This window comes from Pseudomonas sp. MIS38 (assembly GCF_019891575.1).
Taxonomy (GTDB): domain Bacteria; phylum Pseudomonadota; class Gammaproteobacteria; order Pseudomonadales; family Pseudomonadaceae; genus Aquipseudomonas; species Aquipseudomonas putida_A.
In genome coordinates, this window is sequence record NZ_JAFLXF010000002.1 from 341731 (window position 1) to 362385 (window position 20655).

Genomic DNA, 20655 nt, shown 5'->3' on the forward strand with positions numbered 1-20655 from the left:
CCACCCGCGCATCGATGCGCCGCCGCGCTTGCGGTCGAAAGAGAAGACCATGAAAGACACCATTCGCCAGCTGATCCAACAAGCCCTCACCCAACTCGTCAACGAAGGTGTGTTGCCTGAAGGCCTGTCGCCGGCGATTCAGGTGGAGAACGCCCGCGACAAAACCCACGGCGACTTCGCCAGCAACATCGCCATGATGCTGGCCAAGCCTGCGGGCATGAAGCCGCGCGATCTGGCGGAGAAAATCATCGCTGCGCTGCCGGCCGACGAGAACGTCACCAAGGCCGAAATCGCCGGTCCGGGCTTCATCAATTTCTTCCAGAACACCCAGGCCCTCGCCTCGCGCCTCGACGCCGCTCTGGCCGACGCTAACGTTGGTGTGCGCAAGGCCGGCCCGGCGCAGCGCACCGTGGTCGACCTGTCGGCACCGAACCTGGCCAAAGAGATGCACGTCGGCCACTTGCGCTCGACGATCATCGGCGACGGCGTGGCCCGTGTTCTCGAGTTCCTCGGCGACGAAGTGATCCGCCAGAACCACGTGGGCGACTGGGGCACCCAGTTCGGCATGCTGATGGCGTATCTGCAGGAAAACCCGATCACCAGCGACGAGCTGTCCGATCTGGAAAACTTCTACCGCGCCGCCAAGCAGCGTTTCGACGAATCCGAAGAATTCGCCGACCGCGCCCGTGGTCTGGTGGTCAAGCTGCAGGCCGGCGATGCCGAGTGCCTGGCGCTGTGGACCAAGTTCAAGGACATCTCGCTGTCGCACTGCCAGAAGATCTACGAACTGCTCAACGTCAAACTGACCATGGCCGACGTGATGGGCGAAAGCGCCTACAACGACGACCTGATCAACGTGGTCAACGACCTCAAAGCCGCCGGCATGCTGGTCGAGAGCAACGGCGCCCAGTGCGTGTTCCTCGACGAGTTCAAGAACGCCGACGGCGATCCGCTGCCAGTGATCATCGTCAAGGCTGACGGCGGTTACCTGTACGCCACCACTGACCTGGCAGCCGTGCGCTACCGCAGTGGCAAGCTGAAAGCCGACCGCGCGCTGTACTTCGTCGACCAGCGTCAGGCCCTGCACTTCCAGCAAGTGTTCGCCGTGGCGCGCAAGGCCGGTTTCGTGACCCATCCGATGGAGATGGAGCACATGGGCTTCGGCACCATGAACGGCGCCGACGGCCGTCCGTTCAAGACCCGTGATGGCGGCACCGTGAAGCTGATCGATTTGCTGACCGAAGCGCAGGAACGTGCCTACAACCTGGTCAAAGAGAAAAACCCGACACTGGCCGAAGACGAACTGCGCAACATCGCCAAGGTTGTCGGCATCGGTGCGGTGAAATACGCCGACCTGTCCAAGCACCGCACCAGCGACTACAGCTTCAACTTCGACCTGATGCTGAATTTCGAAGGCAACACCGCGCCGTACCTGTTGTACGCCTATACCCGTGTGGCCGGTGTGTTCCGCAAACTGGGCAAGGACTTCAGCGAAGTCGATGGCCAGATCGTCCTCGAAGCGGCGCACGAGCAAGAGCTGGCGGCGAAACTGGCGCAGTTCGGCGAAGTGCTGAACAACGTCGCGGAAAAAGGCACACCGCACATCCTCTGCACCTATCTGTATGACGTCGCCGGTCTGTTCTCCAGCTTCTACGAGAACTGCCCGATCCTCGCCGCCGAGACGCCGGTCCAGATGCAGAGCCGTCTGCGTCTGGCCGCGCTGACCGGTCGTACTCTCAAGCAAGGCCTGGAACTGTTGGGCCTGGAAACTCTGGAGCGCATGTAAGTTGGCTGCCAAGAAAAAACCTGCACCCAAGCGTGGCGCCAGCCGTTACCAAGCTCCTGCAAAGCAACCGATCCCGGGCTGGCTGTGGATGGCCATCGGCCTGACGGTCGGTGCGTTCATCGTGTTCCTGATGAAACTGGAGCCGGGCAAGGGCAGCGACACGGTCAAGCGCGAGAAAGTCGAGCAGGCGCAGCAGCAGAAAGCGTCGAAGATCGCCGAGGCCAACAAGACCCCGCCGAGCCCGACGCAACCGGTGAAGCCGAAGTACGACTTCTACACCTTGCTGCCGGAATCGGAAGTGATCGTGCCGCCGGATGCCGTGCCGGAGAAAACCCTGCCGACGCCACAAGTGCCGACCACGCCGGTCACCCCGGCGGAAGCGGCGAAGATCGACACCGCGCGGGCGCAGGCTGCGCTGTCAGGTATTACCCCGCCGCCAGCGCCACCGGTGGCGAAAGCGGCGCCGGTGACCAAGTTCTTCCTCCAGGCCGGCTCGTTCCGCAAAGAGGCGGACGCGGACAAGGTGCGGGCGCAGATCATTCTGCTGGGCCAGGCTGTTTCGGTTGAGTCGGGCACGGTGAAGGATGAAACCTGGTACCGCGTATTGGTCGGCCCGTTCAGCAATCGCGAGCAACTGACCACCGCACAGAAACAATTGGCCGGCAGCGGCTTCAGCAACCTGTTGTTACAACAACGCCAGAGCCGCTGATTGGCCTGTGGGCACCTCACTCTGAGGTTGCCCACAACCTTGTGGTGAGGGGATTTATCCCCGACCGGCTGCGCAGCAGTCGTAAATCCGGCATTCGCGGTGCGTCAGACCGCTGCAACCGCAGGTTTCAGGGCCGCTTCGCGCCCCATCGGGGATAAATCCCCTCGCCACAGTCATCAAACACCATTCGTCTCCCATTGCCCTCCCCGGTTGAAATCCTCTCCAGCACCCCCATATGAATGGGCATAAGGCATTTTCGCCCCGCTGCGTGGAGACTCTTCCCTTGACCACCATCGTTTCAGTCCGCCGCCACGGCAAAGTCGTCATGGGCGGCGACGGCCAGGTTTCTCTCGGCAACACCGTGATGAAAGGCAACGCGAAGAAAGTTCGTCGCCTGTACCACGGCCAGGTCATCGCCGGTTTCGCCGGTGCCACCGCCGACGCCTTCACCCTGTTCGAACGTTTCGAAGGCCAGCTCGAGAAACATCAGGGCCACCTGATCCGCGCCGCTGTCGAACTCGCCAAAGAATGGCGCACCGACCGCTCCCTGAGCCGCCTCGAAGCCATGCTCGCGGTCGCCAACAAGGACGCGTCCCTGATCATCACCGGTAACGGTGACGTGGTCGAACCCGAGAATGGCCTGATCGCCATGGGTTCCGGCGGTGGCTATGCACAGGCTGCAGCCAGCGCACTGTTGAAAAAGACCGACCTGTCGGCCCGTGAAATCGTCGAAACCGCACTGGGCATCGCTGCAGACATCTGCGTATTCACCAACCACACTCAGACCATTGAGGAGCAGGATCTCGCTGAATAAGCCTGACGCGGCCAAAGTGCCACGGCTTGTTTCTGCTTGAGGACCGTCAATTACTATGTCCATGACTCCCCGCGAAATCGTCCACGAACTCAACCGCCATATCATCGGCCAGGACGATGCCAAGCGCGCCGTCGCGATTGCCCTGCGCAACCGCTGGCGCCGCATGCAGCTGCCTGAAGAGCTGCGCGTTGAAGTGACCCCGAAAAACATTCTGATGATCGGCCCGACCGGTGTCGGTAAAACCGAGATCGCCCGTCGTCTGGCGAAACTGGCCAACGCGCCGTTCATCAAGGTCGAAGCGACCAAATTCACCGAAGTCGGCTACGTCGGCCGTGACGTCGAATCGATCATCCGTGATCTGGCCGACGCCGCGATCAAGATGCTCCGCGAGCAGGAAATGACCCGCGTGCGTCACCGTGCCGAAGACGCTGCCGAGGACCGCATCCTCGACGCGCTGCTGCCACCGGCGCGCATGGGCTTCAGCAATGAAGAAGCACCGAGCAGCGATTCCAACACCCGTCAGCTGTTCCGCAAGCGCCTGCGCGAAGGCCAGTTGGACGACAAGGAAATCGAGATCGAAGTCGCCGAAGTGGCCGGCATCGAAATCGCCACGCCGCCTGGCATGGAAGAGATGACCAGCCAGCTGCAGAACCTGTTCGCCAACATGGGCAAGGGCAAGAAGAAAGCTCGCAAGCTCAAGGTCAAAGAAGCGCTGAAACTGGTGCGCGACGAAGAGGCCGGGCGTCTGGTCAACGAAGAAGAGTTGAAGGCCAAGGCGCTGGAAGCGGTCGAGCAGCACGGCATCGTGTTCATCGACGAAATCGACAAGGTCGCCAAACGCGGCAATGTCGGCGGCGCCGATGTGTCCCGTGAAGGCGTACAGCGCGATTTGCTGCCGCTGATCGAGGGCTGCACCGTCAACACCAAGCTGGGCATGGTCAAGACCGATCACATCCTGTTCATCGCCTCCGGTGCGTTCCACCTGAGCAAGCCGAGCGATCTGGTGCCGGAGCTGCAGGGCCGTCTGCCGATCCGTGTCGAGCTCAAGGCGCTGAGCCCGGAAGACTTCGAGCGCATCCTCAGCGAGCCGCACGCATCGCTCACCGAGCAATATTGCGCGCTGCTGAAAACCGAAGGCCTGAACATCCAGTTCCAGCCGGAAGGCATCAAGCGTCTGGCGGAGATCGCCTGGCAGGTCAACGAGAAAACCGAGAACATCGGTGCCCGTCGTCTGCACACGCTGCTTGAGCGTCTGCTGGAAGAGGTGTCGTTCAGTGCCGGCGACCTGGCCAGCGCGCATGACGACAAGCCGATCCTGATCGACGCTGCGTACGTCAACAGCCATCTGGGCGAATTGGCGCAGAACGAAGACCTGTCCCGTTATATCCTGTAAGCCATACTTACAGCGGTAGCGGACCCTGTGGGAGCGGGCTTGCTCGCGAAGAGGCCGTGCCAGTCGACAGCAATGTTGGCTGACATACCGCATTCGCGAGCAAGCCCGCTCCCACATTTGAATCAGGGTCGCCCACACAACGGACGCCAGACCATGACCTCAATCCCCACCGACATCAAACTGCACAAAGCCTCGAAAACCCTGACGCTCAAATACGCGTCCGGCGAGGAGTACACCCTGCCCGCCGAATTCCTGCGCGTGCATTCCCCTTCCGCCGAGGTCCAGGGCCACGGCAAACCGATCCTGCAATTCGGCAAGCTCAATGTCGGCCTCAGCGGCCTGGAACCGGCCGGTCAGTACGCACTGAAACTGACCTTCGACGACGGTCACGACAGCGGCTTGTTCACCTGGGAATATCTCTACGAGCTGGGGCGACGCCATGACGCACTCTGGGCCGATTATCTGGCCGAGCTCAAAGCGGCCGGGAAAACCCGCGATCCGGACGAGTCAATCGTCAAGCTGATGCTCTAGTCCGAGACTCTTGCTCTTTAGAGGGCATTTTCTAAATTCATCTGTTTGAATGCTCTGCTGTGTGGCCGAGGATCGGCCTGCTTGCGAAAAAAATTAAACTCGGGTAACCAATGGAGCTGGCAAGTTCCCTGCAGTGCTCTACGACTGTAAAGCAGCTATGCAGAATTAACGGTCACCCGAGCAGTAGTACCTGGCATTAGCTGTGGAACTGCACAGCAGAAACCGGGTACTCGTCTCAGGACAATGGAGCGTCGTAGATGAGTAACAAGAATAACGATGACCTGAAGTACCAAGCCTCGGAAAATACCCTGGGGCTTAATCCCGTCGTTGGGCTGCGCGGAAAGGATCTGCTGGCCTCTGCTCGAATGGTGCTGACCCAGGCCATCAAACAACCGATCCATAGCGTCAAGCACGTGACCCATTTCGGTCTCGAACTGAAGAACGTGCTGTTCGGCAAATCGGAACTGCAACCGGCCAGCGATGACCGTCGCTTCGCTGATCCGGCGTGGAGTCAGAACCCGCTCTACAAACGTTATCTGCAAACTTACCTGGCGTGGCGCAAGGAGCTCCATTCCTGGATCGACGACAGCAGCCTGTCACCCAAAGACATCGCGCGCGGCCACTTCGTGATCAACCTGATGACCGAAGCCATGGCCCCGACCAACACCGCAGCCAATCCGGCAGCGGTCAAACGCTTCTTCGAGACCGGCGGCAAAAGCCTGCTCGACGGCCTCTCGCATCTGGCCAAGGATCTGGTACACAACGGCGGCATGCCGAGCCAGGTCAACATGGGCGCGTTCGAGGTCGGCAAGAGCCTCGGCGTGACCGAAGGCGCGGTGGTGTTTCGCAACGACGTGCTGGAGCTGATCCAGTACAAGCCGATCACCGAGCAGGTCCATGAGCGGCCGTTGCTCGTCGTGCCGCCACAGATCAACAAGTTCTACGTTTTCGACCTGAGCCCGGACAAGAGTCTGGCGCGCTTCTGCCTGCGTAATAACGTGCAGACCTTCATTGTCAGTTGGCGTAACCCGACCAAGGCCCAGCGCGAGTGGGGCCTGTCGACCTACATCGATGCGCTGAAGGAAGCAGTCGACGTGGTCACCGCCATCACCGGCAGCAAAGACGTGAACATGCTCGGTGCCTGCTCCGGCGGCATCACCTGCACCGCCCTGCTCGGCCACTATGCCGCCCTCGGCGAAAAGAAGGTCAACGCCCTGACCCTGCTGGTCAGCGTCCTCGACACCACCCTGGACAGCGACGTCGCCCTGTTCGTCGACGAGCAAACCCTCGAGACCGCCAAGCGTCACTCATATCAGGCCGGCGTGCTCGAAGGCAAAGACATGGCCAAGGTCTTCGCGTGGATGCGCCCCAACGACCTGATCTGGAACTACTGGGTCAACAACTACCTGCTCGGTAACGAGCCGCCGGTGTTCGACATCCTGTTCTGGAACAACGACACCACCCGGTTGCCGGCCGCGTTCCACGGCGACCTGATCGAGATGTTCAAAAACAACCCACTGATCCGCCCCAATGCACTGGAAGTGTGCGGCACGCCGATCGACCTCAAGCAGGTCACCGCCGACATTTTCTCGCTGGCCGGTACCAACGACCACATCACCCCGTGGAAGTCCTGCTACAAGTCGGCGCAGCTGTTTGGCGGCAAGGTCGAGTTCGTGCTGTCGAGCAGCGGGCACATCCAGAGCATCCTGAACCCGCCGGGCAACCCGAAATCGCGCTACATGACCAGCGAAGGCATGGCCGCCAATGCCGACGAATGGCAAGAGAACTCGACCAAGCACACCGATTCCTGGTGGCTGTACTGGCAGGCGTGGCAGGCCGAGCGCTCGGGTAATCTGAAAAAGGCACCAACCAAACTCGGCAACAAGGCGTACGCGCCAGGTGAAGCATCGCCGGGCACTTACGTTCATGAGCGGTAACTGACACACCTCATCCCCCTGTGGGAGCGGGCTTGTGGTGAGGGGATTCATCCCCGATGGGTCGCGCAGCGGCCCCAAAACCTGCATTCGCGGCAACTATGATTCCCCGCGTTTGAGGGTGTGCGACTGCTTCGCAGTCGATCGGGGATAAATCCCCTCGCCACAATGCCCGCTCCCACAAGGGATTGGAGGTGATATTGAGATTGACCCACAGGGCCTGAAGCATGCCGCAACCGTTCATTTTCCGTACCGTCGATCTGGATGGGCAGACCCTCCGCACCGCGGTACGCCCCGGCAAGCCTCATTTGACGCCCTTGCTGATTTTCAACGGCATCGGCGCCAACCTGGAGCTGGTGTTTCCGTTCGTCGCGGCGCTGGACCCGGATCTGGAAGTGATCGCCTTTGACGTGCCCGGTGTCGGCGGCTCGTCGACGCCCAACCGGCCTTATCGCTTTCCCGGGCTGGCGAAGCTGACGGCGCGGATGCTCGACTACCTCGACTACGGCCAGGTCAACGTGATCGGCGTGTCGTGGGGCGGCGCGCTGGCGCAGCAATTCGCCCACGACTACCCCGAACGCTGCAAGAAACTGGTGCTGGCAGCGACTGCGGCCGGCGCCTTCATGGTGCCGGGCAAGCCGAAAGTGCTGTGGATGATGGCCAGCCCGCGGCGCTACATCCAGCCATCGCACGTGATCCGCATTGCGCCGTTGATTTACGGCGGCTCGTTCCGCCGCGACCCGACCCTGGCCGCCAGCCATGCGGCGAAAGTGCGTTCGGCGGGCAAGCTCGGTTACTACTGGCAGCTGTTCGCCGGCCTCGGCTGGACCAGCATTCACTGGCTGCACAAGATCCATCAGCCGACCCTGGTGCTGGCCGGCGACGACGATCCACTGATCCCGCTGATCAACATGCGCATGCTCGCCTGGCGCATCCCCAACGCCCAGCTGCACATCATCGACGACGGTCATTTGTTCCTGATCACCCGCGCCGAAGCCGTAGCGCCGATCATCATGAAATTCCTTGAGGAGGAACGGCAGCGCGCCGTGATGCACCCGCACCCGACCCCGCTGGGCGGATAAATCACGGCGGCAGGCTTTATGCAGGGTTTTGAACAAAGTGCGCGGCAGGACGCCGCGCAGGCAGCAACCCGTAACAGCGACTATGGTGTTCTGGTTCGGTGAGTTTGTTTTTGACCTGAAGACGAAGGAGTGTTGAGTCATGCGCGACAAACCTGCGACGGGCGTAGTGCCCAGTCCCGCCGTGTTCATCAATGCACAAAGTGCAATGACCGGCCTGCGTGGGCGGGACTTGCTCTCGACCTTGCGCAGCGTCGCCGCCCACGGTCTGCGCAACCCGCTCCACAGTGCCAAACACGCCTTGAAACTCGGCGGCCAGCTCGGTCGCGTGCTGCTCGGTGAAACCCTGCACCCGACCAACCCGCAGGACGCGCGATTCGCCGATCCGGCGTGGAGCCTCAATCCGTTCTACCGGCGCAGCCTGCAGGCGTATCTGGCCTGGCAGAAACAGGTCAAGAGCTGGATCGATGAAAGCAGCATGAGCGAGGACGATCGCGCTCGCGCGCACTTCGCGTTCACCCTGCTCAACGATGCCGTCGCGCCCTCCAATACCTTGCTCAATCCGCTGGCGGTCAAGGAGCTGTTCAATTCCGGCGGCCAGAGTCTGGTGCGCGGCCTGAGCCATCTGTTTGATGATCTGCTGCACAACGATGGCCTGCCACGCCAGGTTACCAAGCAGGCGTTCGAGGTCGGCAAGACCGTCGCCACCACCACCGGTGCGGTGGTGTTTCGCAACGAGATGCTCGAGCTGATCCAGTACAAGCCGATGAGCGAAAAGCAGTACGCCAAGCCGCTGCTGGTGGTGCCGCCGCAAATCAACAAGTACTACATTTTCGACCTCAGCCCGCAGAACAGCTTCGTCCAGTACGCGCTGAAAAACGGCCTGCAGACCTTCATGATCAGTTGGCGCAACCCGGACGTACGCCACCGGGAATGGGGCCTCTCGACCTACGTCGAAGCGGTGGAAGAAGCGATGAACATCTGCCGGGCGATCACCGGCGCGCGCGAGGTGAATCTGATGGGTGCCTGCGCCGGTGGCCTGACCATCGCCGCGCTGCAGGGTCATCTGCAGGCGAAACGGCAACTGCGACGGATCTCCAGTGCGACCTATCTGGTCAGCCTGCTCGACAGTGAGATCGAGACCCCGACCACCCTGTTCGCCGACGAACAGACCATCGAAGCGGCCAAACGCCGCTCCTACCAGCGAGGCGTGCTCGACGGTCGCGACATGGCCAAGGTGTTTGCCTGGATGCGGCCCAACGATTTGATCTGGAGCTACTTCGTCAACAACTACCTGCTCGGCAAAGAGCCCCCGGCCTTCGACATTCTCTACTGGAACAACGACAACACCCGCCTGCCCGCCGCGTTCCACGGCGACCTGCTGGACTTCTTCAAGCACAACCCGCTGACCCACCCGGGCGGGCTGGAAGTCTGCGGTACGCCAATCGACCTGCAGAAAGTCACCGTCGACAGCTTCAGCGTGGCCGGCATGAACGACCACATCACGCCGTGGGACGCGGTGTACCGCTCGACCCTGCTGCTCGGTGGCGAGCGACGTTTCGTACTGTCCAACAGTGGGCACGTGCAGAGCATCCTCAACCCGCCGAGCAACCCGAAAGCCAATTACGTCGAGAACGGCAAGCTGAGCAGCGATCCGCGCGCCTGGTACTACGACGCCAAGCGCGTCGACGGCAGTTGGTGGCCGCAGTGGCTGGAGTGGATACAGCAGCGCTCCGGCACGCAGCACGAAACCACGTTTACCCTCGGCAACCCGAATTATCCACCGATGGAGGCAGCACCCGGCACCTACGTGCATGTGCGCTGACGCTTAACCGAACTTTTCTAAGAAGACTGGATGAAAACCCGCGACCGGATTCTCGAATGTGCCCTGCAACTGTTCAACGAAAAGGGTGAGCCCAACGTCTCCACCATGGAAGTTGCCAACGAAATGGGGATCAGCCCCGGCAATCTCTACTACCACTTTCACGGCAAGGAGCCGTTGATTCTCGGCCTGTTCGAACGCTTCCAGAACGAACTGGCGCCGCTGCTCGATCCGCCATCGGATGCCGAGCTGGCGCCAGAGGATTACTGGCTGTTTCTGCACCTGATCGTCGAGCGCCTGGCGCAGTACCGGTTTCTGTTCCAGGACCTGTCGAACCTCGCCGGGCGCCTGCCGAAACTGGCCAAGGGCATTCGCAACCTGCTCAACGCGCTCAAGCGTACGCTGGCGTCCTTGCTGGCGCGGTTGAAGGCTTCGGGGCAACTGGTCAGTGATACCCAGGCGTTGGGGCAACTGGTGGAGCAGATCACCATGACCTTGCTGTTCTCGCTGGACTATCAGCGGATTCTCGATCGCGAGGGTGAGGTCAAACTGGTGGTGTACCAGATCATGATGCTGGTGGCGCCGCATCTGCTGCCGCCGGTGAAAGTGGCGACGGAGCGGATGGCCCTGCAATACCTCGAAGATCACGAATGAAATCAAGAGCCCCTCACCCTAACCCTCTCCCAGAGGGAGAGGGGACTGACCTTATTGTCTTACGCGATACGGCGACCTGAAAAATCCAGTCGATTATGGATTCAATACGACACTTTCAGGTCGGTGTAAGGCTGAAGCATCCCCGAATCGGCCCCCTCTCCCTCGGGGAGAGGGCTGGGGTGAGGGTAAGCTTTTAAAAAGCACAAACAAAAACGCCCGACCTTCACAGGCCGGGCGTTTTGTTTTGCCCTGAAAAATCAGGACTGACTGGTTGGCGTCGACGGGGTCGATGCAGCAGTCGGGGTGGCTACCGGAGTCGGTGCAGCGGCGGAGTTCGACGCGCTGGCCGGGGTTGCCGGGGTGGCTGGCTTGGCTGCTGCGGGTGCAGCTGGCTTCGGAGCAGCGGCCTTCGGCGCGGCCGGTTTTTTCACTGCCGGTTTTTTCGCCGCAGCCGGTTTGGCCGCAGGTTTGGCAGCCGGTTTCGCGGCAGCGGTTTTCGCTGCTGGCTTGGCGGCTGGTTTGGCCGCGGACTTGGCCGCAGGTTTCGCAGCCGCTTTGGCAGCAACCGGTTTCGCGGCAGCCTTGGCGGCTGGTTTGGCAGCGGCCGTTTTAGCAGCAGGCTTGGCGGCAGCGGTTTTTGCCGCGGGCTTGGCCGCAGCTTTGGCAGCTGGTTTCGCAGCCGCTTTAGCCAATGGCTTGGCGGCGGTTTTGGCTGCCGGTTTGGCCGCTGCGGTTTTCGCCGCGACCGGTTGGGTTTTCAGACCGGTGAGTTTCTCGATCTGCTTGGTCAGGGTCTCGACCTTGCTGTGCAGCGCTTTGACTTCATTGCGGCTAGGCACACCCAGGCGCGAAATCGCGCTGTTCAGGCGCTTGTCGAAAGCCCCTTCCAGCTCGTCCCACTTGCCCAGTGCGCGATCTTTCACGCCGCTGATGCGCGACTTGGCCGAAGAAGCGGAATCCTTGGCGGCATCGACTTTCTTGCCGACTGCCGACTTGGTGAGCTTCTCGGCTTTCTCGCCGTCTTTGACCAGTGACTCGAAGAGCTTGCTGCCGTCAGTGTCGATCTTCGAGTACACGCCTAAACCAGCCAGCCAGATTTTGCGGGAGTAGTCTTCGACTTTCCCAATCCACGAGCTGCCTTCTTTATCGGTGTTCTTTTTACCAGCCATCCCGTTCTCCTTAAGATTTACGCGCGACGCGTTCGAGCAATGCCGTCAGCTCATCGAGCTTAGCAGAGAGTGTCTCAACGTCATGTTTAGACGGAATGCCGATACGATTCAAGGCGCTTGCTACACGGGAGTCGAACGCCTTCTCGACCTTGTCGAGCTGAACTTCGACGCGACCTTTGAACGAGCTGACTTCATCCTTGGCTTCGTCGATCTCGGCATTGGCGGCTTCGAGTTTTTCGGTGACGACTCTTTTGCCTTTCTTTTCAACAGTTTGACCAGCCTTGATCAGCTCTTGAAAGTAGTCGCTGCCCTCTTGGCCGACCTTGGTGTAGGCACCCAGGCCTGCCAGCCAGATCTTGCGGGCATAGGATTTGACGTCGCTCAGAGCAGAAGTCGAAGCGTCGATTTTTTTCTTCAGAATGACTTTGGCCATGGTGCACCTCACGCGCAGAAGGTTTGAGGAACTGCCCGCAGATGTGTCGGGCTCAGGCACAAAGTAGGGAGAAAAATTAGAAACGGCACCCTAACAACTGACATAAAATCCGGGAGCACCACAAAACAAATGTGGGAGCGGGCTTGCTCGCGAATGCGGTGTACCAGTCACGAGAAATGTCGACTGTTGCACCGCATTCGCGAGCAAGCCCGCTCCCACAGGAGAATTTCATTTCAGGCAGAAATCAGACCAGCGCTTTGTCCAGCGCCTTCTCGATCTCGGCTTTGATCATGCCGCTCATGGCCGACATCATGATGCCCAACTCCACGTCGACACGGATCAAGTCGTCGGCCACATGCACCGCGCCTTTCACGCCCGAGCGCTTGAGGTTCAGGGTGTCGCCCGACCACTGCGGCTCCAGGCCATATTGATCGGAGAGTTTCTGCGCCAGCTTGTCGGCCTTCTCGCGGGCGGCTTCCTTGCCCAGGCTGTGGGCACGCTCAACACTGATTTTGGCCATCGAATGACTCCTGCTTGATGAATAGGTGACGGTAAATCTTGACCGCGTCTGCGGCAAATCGTCCCGAAGGTCGCCCATCTTACCTTTAGCCATTCCAAGACAAAGCATGGCTTGGGGATTAGAATGTCGCGCATTCTCTTTTGGTGACAGCGATATGACTGATCAGCGCAAAGGCAGCGATGCCGAACCCACCACTCACTTCGGCTTCAAAAACGTTCCGGAAAGCCAGAAAGCGGAAAAAGTCGCTGAGGTGTTCCACTCCGTAGCCGCGAAATACGACCTGATGAACGACCTTCTGTCGGGCGGCATGCACCGTCTGTGGAAGCGTTTCGCGATCGAACTGTCTGGCGTGCGTGCAGGCAACCGCGTGCTCGACATCGCCGGCGGCACCGGTGACCTGACCAAAAAATTCTCGCACCTGGTTGGCCCGACCGGTCAGGTGGTATTGGCCGACATCAACGAATCGATGCTCAAGGTCGGCCGTGACCGTCTGCTGGATCTGGGTGTGTCGGGCAACGTCGAATTCGTTCAGGCGGACGCGGAAAAGCTGCCGTTCCCGGACAACCATTTCGACTGCGTGACCATCGCCTTCGGCCTGCGCAACGTGACGCACAAGGAAGACGCCCTGCGCTCGATGCTGCGCGTGCTCAAGCCCGGCGGCCGCCTGCTGGTGCTGGAGTTCTCCAAGCCGACCAACGCTCTGATGTCCAAGGCCTACGACGCCTACTCGTTCGCGTTCATGCCGCTGATGGGCAAGCTGATCACCAATGACTCGGAAAGCTATCGCTACCTGGCCGAATCGATCCGCATGCACCCGAATCAGGAAACCCTGAAGTCGATGATGGTCGACGCCGGTTTCGACCGCGTGACCTATCACAACATGACCGCAGGCATCGTCGCCCTGCACCGCGGCATCAAGCCCTGATGTTGCTCACCGGGCTGCTCGCCAGCGTCGAACTCGGCCTCAACCGGGTGCTGCGTCTCGACAGCACGGCGCTGCCGCGGCTGGCGCATCTGACTGGCAAGGTGATTGCCGTCGATTGCCGCAGCCCGGCGCTGCAACTGTTCATCCTGCCCAGCGATGAGGGCCTGATGCTCGCCTCGCACTGGGAAACCGGCGTCGACTGCACGCTGCGCGCCCCGGCCTCGAGCCTGGTGAAACTGGCCCTGAGCAAAGACAAGACCGCGGTGCTGCACGCCCCGGAGGTCGAGCTCGACGGTGACAGCGGCGTGCTGCTGGAACTGGCCGGGGTGCTGCAGGACCTCGAGCTGGACTGGGAGTACGAACTCTCGCGCTGGCTCGGACCGGTCGCCACGCAACTGATTGGCGGTCACCTGCGCAGCCGCGCACGCTGGTATCAACAAGGATTTGCCAGCCTCAACCAGAACCTCGCCGAATACCTCGCCGAAGAATCGCGCACCCTCGTCGGGCAGCGCGAAGCCGAAGCGCGATTCAGCGAACTGGACCGGATCAAACTTGATCTGGAACGTCTCGAGGCGCGCTTCGAGCGCCTTTCCCGATCCCTCGACCCAAGCGATAACGCATGAAGCTGCTTGCCGTCCGCCGTCTGTTGCGCATCCAGCGCGTCGTGATCCGCTACCGCCTCGATGACCTGCTGTTCGAGCTGCCGCTGCCCTGGTTTCTCCTGGCGCTGCGCTATGTGCTGCCGTGGCGCTGGTTCCCGCGCAAACCGCTGGAGCTGAGCCGTGGCGCGCGCCTGCGCCTGGCGCTGCAGGATCTGGGGCCGATTTTCATCAAGTTCGGACAGATTCTTTCGACCCGCCGCGACCTGCTGCCGGAAGACATCGCCGATGAGTTGATGCTGCTGCAGGACCGCGTGCCGCCGTTCGATTCGCAGCTGTCGATCAAGCTGATCGAAGAACAGCTGGGCAAGAAGATCAGCGAAGTGTTCAGCCGTTTCGACGTCGAGCCGCTGGCCTCGGCCTCGGTGGCGCAGGTGCACGCCGCGCAACTGAAGACCGGCGAAGAAGTGGTGGTCAAGGTGATCCGCCCGGGCCTGAAACCGGTGATCGCCCAGGATCTGGCATGGCTGTTCATCCTCGCCCGCGCCGCCGAAAAGGTCTCCGCCGACGCTCGCCTGCTGCACCCGGTGGACGTGGTGCAGGACTACGAAAAAACCATCTACGACGAGCTCGACCTGCTGCGCGAGGCGGCCAACGCCAGCCAGTTGAAGCGCAACTTCGAAGGCTCGCCGCTGCTCTATGTGCCGCAAGTCTATTGGGACTGGTGCCGGCCGAAAGTGCTGGTGATGGAGCGTATCTACGGGATTCAGGTGACGGATCTGGCGACCCTCGCCGACCAGCGCACCGACATGAAAATGCTCGCCGAGCGTGGCGTGGAGATCTTCTTCACCCAGGTGTTCCGCGACAGTTTCTTCCACGCCGACATGCACCCGGGCAACATCTTCGTTAGCACCGTCAACCCGTGGAGCCCGCAGTACATCGCGATCGACTGCGGCATCGTCGGCAGCCTGACCCCGGAAGACCAGGACTACCTGGCGCGCAACCTGTTCGCCTTCTTCAAGCGCGACTACCGCCGCGTGGCGCAGTTGCACATCGATTCGGGCTGGGTGCCAGCGGAAACCAAACTCAACGAATTCGAAGCGGCGATCCGTACCGTGTGCGAACCGATCTTCGAAAAACCGTTAAAAGATATTTCATTTGGTCAGGTGCTGATGCGCCTGTTCCAGACTGCGCGGCGCTTCAACATGGAAGTGCAGCCGCAGTTGGTGCTGCTGCAAAAGACCCTGCTGAACATCGAAGGCCTTGGCCGTCAGCTGTACCCGGATCTGGATCTGTGGAACACCGCGCAGCCGTTCCTCGAGCGCTGGATGCGCGAGCGCGTCAGCCCGAAAGCCTTGCTCGGCAACGTGCAGAGCCAGTTCGAGCAGCTGCCGCACCTGGCCAACATGGCCCGCGACCTGCTCGAACGCATGTCGCAACCGCACGCCTACGACCCGCCGCCACCGTGGCACAAACGCAAGGACGACTGGTTCCTGCGCCTGCTCGGTTGCGCACATCTGGCCGGCGGCACGATCCTCGCCGCGGGTGGCCCGCTGCACGAACTGGGGCATTGGCCGGCGGGCATCATGGTGGCAGTCGGCTTGTATCTGGTCGTTCGCCGATAGCCAGTTCGCTGATCGGCTGGCACACTGTTTCAACGCCTGAACCTGACAATTGAAGTGCGGGTTCGCTGTCGGAGTCGAAGATGAAAAACTGGCTGGACGAGATCAAGTGGGACGCAGATGGCCTGGTGCCGGCGATTGCCCAGGATCACAAGACCGGGCGCGTGCTGATGATGGCCTGGATGAACCGCGAAGCGCTGGAACTGACCGCTGCGGAAAACCGTGCAATCTACTGGTCACGTTCCCGTGGCAAGCTGTGGCGCAAGGGCGAAGAGTCCGGCCACGTACAGACCCTGCATGAAATGCGCCTGGACTGTGATGCCGACGTGATCATCCTGATGGTCGAACAGATCGGCGACATCGCTTGCCATACCGGCCGTCAAAGCTGCTTTTACCGCGTCTACGAAAACGGCGACTGGAAGACAGTCGACCCGGTTCTGAAAGACCCGCACGCTATCTATTCCGCAGGACAATAGGATGTGTCATCAGTCATTTACTGAGCTGCGTTGCCGGCTGAAAGCGCGCCAGGCAAGGCGCAGGCCGCAGGGAATGTCTTTTCCTTGCCAAGGCCTGCAACGCAGCATGGCGCGCTTTCAGCCGGCAACCCGAAGGGCCGGGCCTGATTTTGTGCAGGGCTGCGTTACTCGTCGTTTATTTGAAATGCCAAACTACACTCCTCCCGCCTTGCCCTGCACAAAATCAGGCTCCGGCGCAGCTCAGGAAATGACTGATGACACATCCTCCCATGAGTGACACCCTGACCCGCCTCGCTCAGGTACTCGAAGAGCGCAAAGGCGCAGCGGCCGACAGCTCATATGTAGCTAGTCTGTATCACAAGGGCCTGAACAAGATTCTGGAGAAAGTCGGCGAAGAGTCGGTCGAAACCATTATTGCCGCCAAGGACGCCGCCATCAGCGGTGACTGCAGCGATGTGATCTACGAGACTGCCGACCTGTGGTTCCACAGCATGGTCATGCTCGCCCAACTGGGGCAGCATCCGCAGGCCGTGCTGGATGAACTGGATCGTCGCTTCGGTCTGTCCGGACACGTCGAGAAAGCCTCGCGTCCGTCCGCCTGAACAATTTTTAGAGAGGAACAGCAACATGGGCATTTTTGACTGGAAACACTGGATCGTCATTCTGGTAGTCGTGGTGCTGGTGTTCGGCACCAAGAAACTGAAAAACCTCGGCACCGACGTCGGCGAGTCGATCAAGGGCTTCCGCAAAGCCATGAACGATGACGAAAAACCGGCCGCCGATCCGACCGTAACGCCTGCGCAGCCGGTACCACCGGTGCAGCCGCAAGCCACTGCTCAGGCCAACCCGCCGCACACCATCGACGTGCAGGCGCAGAAAGTCGAAGAGCCGATCCGCAAAGACGTGTGAGACTGACAAATGTTTGGTATCAGCTTCTCTGAACTGCTGCTCGTCGGCCTCGTCGCCCTGCTGGTGCTGGGCCCCGAGCGTCTGCCGGGCGCTGCGCGCACCGCCGGCCTGTGGGTTGGCAGGCTGAAGCGCAGCTTCAACGCGATCAAACAGGAAGTTGAACGTGAAATCGGTGCCGACGAGATCCGTCGGCAACTGCACAACGAGCACATTCTGTCGCTGGAGCAGGAGGCGCGGAAGATTTTCACGCCGGTTCAGCAGGAGCCGACGCCGGTTGAGCATGTGGGTGAGCAGACGATTCACAGCCCTGCTGCCGCGACGGCGCCACCAGCACCTGCTGCCGTTGTAGCTCCGACAGAAACGGCGCCAGCCGCCGTGGAACCATCTGTTGAACACGTTGCGCCAAACGCCGCGCCGATTACACCCGCGCCTCACGACCCAACACTGCCGCCGCGAGCCCCATGAGCGATCTCCCTGAAAACGACCAGCACATGCCGCTGGTATCGCACCTCACCGAGTTGCGCACCCGCCTGCTGCGTTGTGTGGCGGCGGTGTTCATCATCTTCGCCGGGTTGTTCGCCTTCACCCAGCAGATCTACACCTTCGTCTCGACGCCGCTGCGCCAGTACCTGCCGGTCGGCGCGACGATGATCGCCACGGATGTGTCGTCGCCGTTCCTGACGCCGCTGAAGCTGACGATGATGGTCTCGCTGTTCCTCGCGATTCCGGTGATTCTGCATCAGATCTGGGGCTTCATCGCGCCGGGCCTGTACAAGCATGAGAAGCGCATCGCCGTGCCGCTGCTGGTGTCCAGCATCCTGCTGTTCTACACCGGTATGGCGTTCGCCTATTACTTCGTGTTCCCGCTGATCTTCAAGTTCTTCGCCGCCGCCACCCCGGCCGGCGTGGAAATGATGACCGACATCACCAGTTACCTCGACTTCGTGATGACGCTGTTCTTTGCCTTTGGTGTCGCGTTCGAAATCCCGGTGGCCGTGGTGCTGCTGGTGTGGATCGGCGTGGTCGACGTCAAATACCTGAAGAAGATCCGCCCGTACGTGATTATCGGCTGCTTCGTGGTCGGCATGATCCTCACCCCGCCGGACATCTTCTCGCAGACCCTGCTGGCGGTACCGATGTGGATGCTGTTTGAAATCGGCATTCTGTTCGGCGGCCTGATCAGCAAGCGCGAACGCCCGGACGAAACACCGGCCGACGATCACAACGACCAGCCGCCAGCGACCCAGGCATGAACCTGCTGTTGCTCGAAGAGGCCGACTTCATCGCGGCCGACCGCGTCGTGCTGCGTGATCGGCGCCTGACCCACATGCAGGAAGTTCACCGCTCGGAAGTCGGTGACAGCCTGCGCGTGGGACGGATCAATGGCTTGATGGGCTCGGCTGAGCTGCTTCGCCTTGAGGCCGGTGAAGCCGAGTTGCGTGTCACCCTTGATCAATCACCACCGGCCAAGCTGCCATTGACGCTGGTATTGGCCCTGCCCCGCCCGAAAATGCTGCGACGGGTGTTCCAGACCGTGGCGACCATGGGCGTGTCGAAGGTGATTCTGGTCAACAGCTACCGGGTCGAGAAGAGTTTCTGGCAGACGCCGTTTCTCGAGCCGGAAGCGATACGCGAGAACCTGATTCTCGGCCTCGAACAGGCCCGCGATACCGTGCTGCCGGAAGTCATCATCGAGAAGCGCTTCAAACCGTTCGTCGAAGATCGTCTGCCAGCGATCAGCGAAGGCACCCTCGGCCTGGTCGGCCATCCCGGCAATTACCCGCCGTGCCCACGTGCGTTGAGCGAACCGGTAACGCTGGCGATCGGCCCCGAAGGTGGCTGGATTCCCTACGAAATCGACCTGCTGGGCAAATCCGGCCTGCAACCGGTGCAACTGGGCGAACGTATCCTGCGCGTCGAAACCGCCGTCACCGCCCTGCTCGCCCGCCTGTTCTAAAAGTACTGTGGTGAGGGAGCTTGCTCCCGCTTGGGCGCGAAGCGGCCATTGCTGTTCCTTCAGATGAAAATGTGTTTGCCGGTTTTGCGACGGCTGCGCCGCCGGGCGGGAGCAAGCTCCCTCGCCACGATGTCACTGCGCTTCAGACAAATCGGGTTACAGATTGCCTTCACCCAGCCGATACAGTCCCCATAAGTCCAATTAGTGGTCCGAGGGGAGTCGTCGCATGTACCGTTGGTTAGCCGAGAATCTTGGAAACGTCAGCGTCAAACGCAAGCTGGGTATCGGTTTCGGCCTGGTGCTGTTGCTCACCCTGTTGATCACCTTTACCGGCTGGACCGGCATGAGCGGCATCATCAGCCGTGGCGACAAGCTCGGCTTCATCTCCAGCCTCAATGAACTGACCAAGGACCTGCGCCTGGCGCGTCTGGACTATGAAGCGCGTCGCGGCGAACAAGGCCCGGGCGCGGTCAACGAGTTGCTGGCCAAACTCGCCAGCGGCTTGCAAACCGCGCGCGGCCTGATCGAGCAGCCCTCAGATGCGGCCATGGTCGATCAGCAACTGGCCGCTGTCGCCGAGTACAAACGCGCCTTCGCCGACATGACACAGGCCACCGTGCAGCGTGAGGATGCGCGCAGCAAGCTTGGCGCCAGTGCCGACAATGCCGTGGCCAAAGTCTCGGAAGTCGAGAAATCCATGCTGCAGGGTGACAGCGTCGCGCAATTCAACAGCGTGATCGAACTGAGCAAACTGTTGCAGCAAGCGCGCTATCAGGTGCGCGGCTACACCTACAGCGGCAAGGCCGAGGCGGAGCAGCCAGCGCTGGACGCCATCGACAATGCACTGAAAAACCTCGACAGCCTGCCGGCAAAACTGCCCGAACAGCACTTCGCCAACCTGCAACAGGCCACCGACTCGATCAAGGCTTATCGCGCGGCGGTCGCTCAGTTCCGCGACTCGCAGGTGAACAATGCCAAGGCCGGGGCAACCATGACGGCTCAGGGCGACATCTTGCTCGACGTCAGCAAGAAGCTCACCGAATCACAAACCGTGGTGCGCGACACCGATGCCGCGCACGCCAAGAACATGCTGATCATCGCCACCTTGCTGGCCGTGGCCTTCGGTTTGCTCGCCGCATGGGCGATCACTCGGCAGATCATCATTCCGCTGAACCAGACCCTGAAAGTCGCCGAGCGCGTGGCCGCCGGCGATCTGACCCACAATCTGGTGTCGCAGCGTCGCGACGAACTCGGCCAGTTGCAACGTTCGATGCAGAGCATGACCCAAGGCCTGCGCGAGTTGATCGGTGGCATCAGCGACGG

At 61.0% G+C, this 20655-nt stretch carries 21 protein-coding genes and 1 pseudogene; 19 read left to right on the top strand and 3 right to left on the bottom strand.

Features of this window, described 5'->3' with window-relative positions; translation table 11 throughout:
* Positions 1 to 49: 49 nt before the first annotated feature.
* The 9 genes from argS (at position 50) to J1G18_RS05080 (ending at position 10722) form a co-directional block, all read left to right on the top strand.
* Positions 50 to 1786: an arginine--tRNA ligase gene (gene argS, locus J1G18_RS05040; protein WP_098966806.1), complete on the top strand. Its 1737-nt coding sequence runs from the start codon at positions 50 to 52 to the stop codon at positions 1784 to 1786.
* A gap of 1 nt (position 1787) precedes the next feature.
* Positions 1788 to 2495, top strand: a complete 708-nt coding sequence (locus tag J1G18_RS05045) for an SPOR domain-containing protein (protein WP_041074932.1) — start codon at positions 1788 to 1790, stop codon at positions 2493 to 2495.
* A gap of 283 nt (positions 2496 to 2778) precedes the next feature.
* Entirely contained in the window at positions 2779 to 3309 is a 531-nt protein-coding gene (gene hslV / locus J1G18_RS05050; RefSeq protein WP_047600831.1) for an ATP-dependent protease subunit HslV, read from the top strand.
* Positions 3310 to 3364: 55 nt separating this feature from the next.
* Positions 3365 to 4702 (top strand): ATP-dependent protease ATPase subunit HslU, encoded by a 1338-nt coding sequence (gene hslU, locus J1G18_RS05055; RefSeq protein WP_007968354.1) that lies wholly within the window; start codon positions 3365 to 3367, stop codon positions 4700 to 4702.
* A gap of 153 nt (positions 4703 to 4855) precedes the next feature.
* Positions 4856 to 5233: a gamma-butyrobetaine hydroxylase-like domain-containing protein gene (locus tag J1G18_RS05060; RefSeq protein ID WP_098966804.1), complete on the top strand. Its 378-nt coding sequence runs from the start codon at positions 4856 to 4858 to the stop codon at positions 5231 to 5233.
* A 257-nt stretch (positions 5234 to 5490) separates the two neighbouring features.
* Positions 5491 to 7170 (top strand): class II poly(R)-hydroxyalkanoic acid synthase, encoded by a 1680-nt coding sequence (gene phaC / locus J1G18_RS05065; protein WP_027611304.1) that lies wholly within the window; start codon positions 5491 to 5493, stop codon positions 7168 to 7170.
* A gap of 224 nt (positions 7171 to 7394) precedes the next feature.
* A complete protein-coding gene (gene phaZ, locus J1G18_RS05070) occupies positions 7395 to 8249 on the top strand; it encodes a poly(3-hydroxyalkanoate) depolymerase (RefSeq protein WP_027611303.1) in 855 nt (284 codons plus the stop codon).
* A 139-nt stretch (positions 8250 to 8388) separates the two neighbouring features.
* A complete protein-coding gene (phaC, locus tag J1G18_RS05075; RefSeq protein ID WP_103368731.1) occupies positions 8389 to 10071 on the top strand; it encodes a class II poly(R)-hydroxyalkanoic acid synthase in 1683 nt (560 codons plus the stop codon).
* A gap of 30 nt (positions 10072 to 10101) precedes the next feature.
* Positions 10102 to 10722: a TetR/AcrR family transcriptional regulator gene (locus tag J1G18_RS05080; RefSeq protein WP_103520650.1), complete on the top strand. Its 621-nt coding sequence runs from the start codon at positions 10102 to 10104 to the stop codon at positions 10720 to 10722.
* A gap of 257 nt (positions 10723 to 10979) precedes the next feature.
* On the opposite strand, the gene J1G18_RS05085 is transcribed toward J1G18_RS05080, so the two are convergent.
* The 3 genes from J1G18_RS05085 to J1G18_RS05095 all read right to left on the bottom strand — a co-directional run bounded on the left by J1G18_RS05085 (position 10980) and on the right by J1G18_RS05095 (position 12844).
* Positions 10980 to 11891, bottom strand: a complete 912-nt coding sequence (locus J1G18_RS05085) for a phasin family protein (protein WP_096794687.1) — start codon at positions 11889 to 11891, stop codon at positions 10980 to 10982.
* Between the two features lie 10 nt (positions 11892 to 11901).
* The gene (locus J1G18_RS05090; RefSeq protein ID WP_027611299.1) at positions 11902 to 12324 is read right to left on the bottom strand and encodes a phasin family protein; all 423 of its coding nucleotides are present in this window, start codon (positions 12322 to 12324) and stop codon (positions 11902 to 11904) included.
* Between the two features lie 244 nt (positions 12325 to 12568).
* Entirely contained in the window at positions 12569 to 12844 is a 276-nt protein-coding gene (locus J1G18_RS05095; RefSeq protein ID WP_223007180.1) for a polyhydroxyalkanoic acid system family protein, read from the bottom strand.
* A 154-nt stretch (positions 12845 to 12998) separates the two neighbouring features.
* On the opposite strand from J1G18_RS05095, the gene ubiE reads away from it, so the two are divergent.
* The 10 genes and pseudogenes from ubiE to J1G18_RS28335 form a co-directional block, all read left to right on the top strand.
* Positions 12999 to 13769, top strand: coding sequence for a bifunctional demethylmenaquinone methyltransferase/2-methoxy-6-polyprenyl-1,4-benzoquinol methylase UbiE (ubiE, locus tag J1G18_RS05100; protein WP_007961779.1), 771 nt, complete (start codon positions 12999 to 13001; stop codon positions 13767 to 13769).
* A complete protein-coding gene (locus J1G18_RS05105) occupies positions 13769 to 14392 on the top strand; it encodes an SCP2 domain-containing protein (RefSeq protein WP_085732555.1) in 624 nt (207 codons plus the stop codon). The genes ubiE and J1G18_RS05105 overlap by 1 nt, the downstream gene beginning before the upstream one ends.
* Positions 14389 to 15993 carry a ubiquinone biosynthesis regulatory protein kinase UbiB gene (gene ubiB / locus J1G18_RS05110; protein WP_134785240.1) on the top strand — a complete coding sequence of 535 codons (1605 nt, stop codon included), beginning with the start codon at positions 14389 to 14391 and terminating at the stop codon, positions 15991 to 15993. Before J1G18_RS05105 ends, ubiB begins: the two co-directional genes overlap by 4 nt.
* Positions 15994 to 16073: 80 nt before the next feature.
* Positions 16074 to 16466, top strand: a complete 393-nt coding sequence (hisI, locus tag J1G18_RS05115; RefSeq protein WP_131670923.1) for a phosphoribosyl-AMP cyclohydrolase — start codon at positions 16074 to 16076, stop codon at positions 16464 to 16466.
* Positions 16467 to 16735: 269 nt separating this feature from the next.
* A complete protein-coding gene (locus J1G18_RS05120; protein WP_003220849.1) occupies positions 16736 to 17068 on the top strand; it encodes a phosphoribosyl-ATP diphosphatase in 333 nt (110 codons plus the stop codon).
* Between the two features lie 25 nt (positions 17069 to 17093).
* Complete coding sequence (locus J1G18_RS05125) at positions 17094 to 17375, top strand: twin-arginine translocase TatA/TatE family subunit (protein ID WP_003220847.1); 282 nt, start codon at positions 17094 to 17096, stop codon at positions 17373 to 17375.
* 9 nt (positions 17376 to 17384) lie between these two features.
* On the top strand, positions 17385 to 17840 hold the full coding sequence (gene tatB / locus J1G18_RS05130) for a Sec-independent protein translocase protein TatB (protein WP_098966798.1): 456 nt from the start codon (positions 17385 to 17387) through the stop codon (positions 17838 to 17840).
* Entirely contained in the window at positions 17837 to 18628 is a 792-nt protein-coding gene (gene tatC, locus J1G18_RS05135) for a twin-arginine translocase subunit TatC (RefSeq protein WP_027611295.1), read from the top strand. The genes tatB and tatC overlap by 4 nt, the downstream gene beginning before the upstream one ends.
* Entirely contained in the window at positions 18625 to 19332 is a 708-nt protein-coding gene (locus J1G18_RS05140; RefSeq protein ID WP_027611294.1) for a 16S rRNA (uracil(1498)-N(3))-methyltransferase, read from the top strand. Before tatC ends, J1G18_RS05140 begins: the two co-directional genes overlap by 4 nt.
* Before the next feature lie 343 nt (positions 19333 to 19675).
* Positions 19676 to 20620, top strand: a pseudogene (locus J1G18_RS28335) (methyl-accepting chemotaxis protein); the annotation flags it as partial.
* Between the last annotated feature and the right edge of the window lie 35 nt (positions 20621 to 20655).

What these genes read in the sequence shown, in the direction of transcription:
- argS (WP_098966806.1), top strand. Translation starts at nt 50, where the DNA reads ATGAAAGACACCATTCGCCAGCTGATCCAACAAGCCCTCACCCAACTC.
- hslU (WP_007968354.1), top strand. Translation starts at nt 3,365, where the DNA reads ATGTCCATGACTCCCCGCGAAATCGTCCACGAACTCAACCGCCATATC.
- J1G18_RS05060 (WP_098966804.1), top strand. Translation starts at nt 4,856, where the DNA reads ATGACCTCAATCCCCACCGACATCAAACTGCACAAAGCCTCGAAAACC.
- phaC (WP_027611304.1), top strand. Translation starts at nt 5,491, where the DNA reads ATGAGTAACAAGAATAACGATGACCTGAAGTACCAAGCCTCGGAAAAT.
- phaZ (WP_027611303.1), top strand. Translation starts at nt 7,395, where the DNA reads ATGCCGCAACCGTTCATTTTCCGTACCGTCGATCTGGATGGGCAGACC.
- phaC (WP_103368731.1), top strand. Translation starts at nt 8,389, where the DNA reads ATGCGCGACAAACCTGCGACGGGCGTAGTGCCCAGTCCCGCCGTGTTC.
- J1G18_RS05080 (WP_103520650.1), top strand. Translation starts at nt 10,102, where the DNA reads ATGAAAACCCGCGACCGGATTCTCGAATGTGCCCTGCAACTGTTCAAC.
- J1G18_RS05085 (WP_096794687.1), bottom strand. Translation starts at nt 11,891, where the DNA reads ATGGCTGGTAAAAAGAACACCGATAAAGAAGGCAGCTCGTGGATTGGG.
- J1G18_RS05090 (WP_027611299.1), bottom strand. Translation starts at nt 12,324, where the DNA reads ATGGCCAAAGTCATTCTGAAGAAAAAAATCGACGCTTCGACTTCTGCT.
- J1G18_RS05095 (WP_223007180.1), bottom strand. Translation starts at nt 12,844, where the DNA reads ATGGCCAAAATCAGTGTTGAGCGTGCCCACAGCCTGGGCAAGGAAGCC.
- ubiE (WP_007961779.1), top strand. Translation starts at nt 12,999, where the DNA reads ATGACTGATCAGCGCAAAGGCAGCGATGCCGAACCCACCACTCACTTC.
- J1G18_RS05105 (WP_085732555.1), top strand. Translation starts at nt 13,769, where the DNA reads ATGTTGCTCACCGGGCTGCTCGCCAGCGTCGAACTCGGCCTCAACCGG.
- ubiB (WP_134785240.1), top strand. Translation starts at nt 14,389, where the DNA reads ATGAAGCTGCTTGCCGTCCGCCGTCTGTTGCGCATCCAGCGCGTCGTG.
- hisI (WP_131670923.1), top strand. Translation starts at nt 16,074, where the DNA reads ATGAAAAACTGGCTGGACGAGATCAAGTGGGACGCAGATGGCCTGGTG.
- J1G18_RS05120 (WP_003220849.1), top strand. Translation starts at nt 16,736, where the DNA reads ATGAGTGACACCCTGACCCGCCTCGCTCAGGTACTCGAAGAGCGCAAA.
- J1G18_RS05125 (WP_003220847.1), top strand. Translation starts at nt 17,094, where the DNA reads ATGGGCATTTTTGACTGGAAACACTGGATCGTCATTCTGGTAGTCGTG.
- tatB (WP_098966798.1), top strand. Translation starts at nt 17,385, where the DNA reads ATGTTTGGTATCAGCTTCTCTGAACTGCTGCTCGTCGGCCTCGTCGCC.
- tatC (WP_027611295.1), top strand. Translation starts at nt 17,837, where the DNA reads ATGAGCGATCTCCCTGAAAACGACCAGCACATGCCGCTGGTATCGCAC.
- J1G18_RS05140 (WP_027611294.1), top strand. Translation starts at nt 18,625, where the DNA reads ATGAACCTGCTGTTGCTCGAAGAGGCCGACTTCATCGCGGCCGACCGC.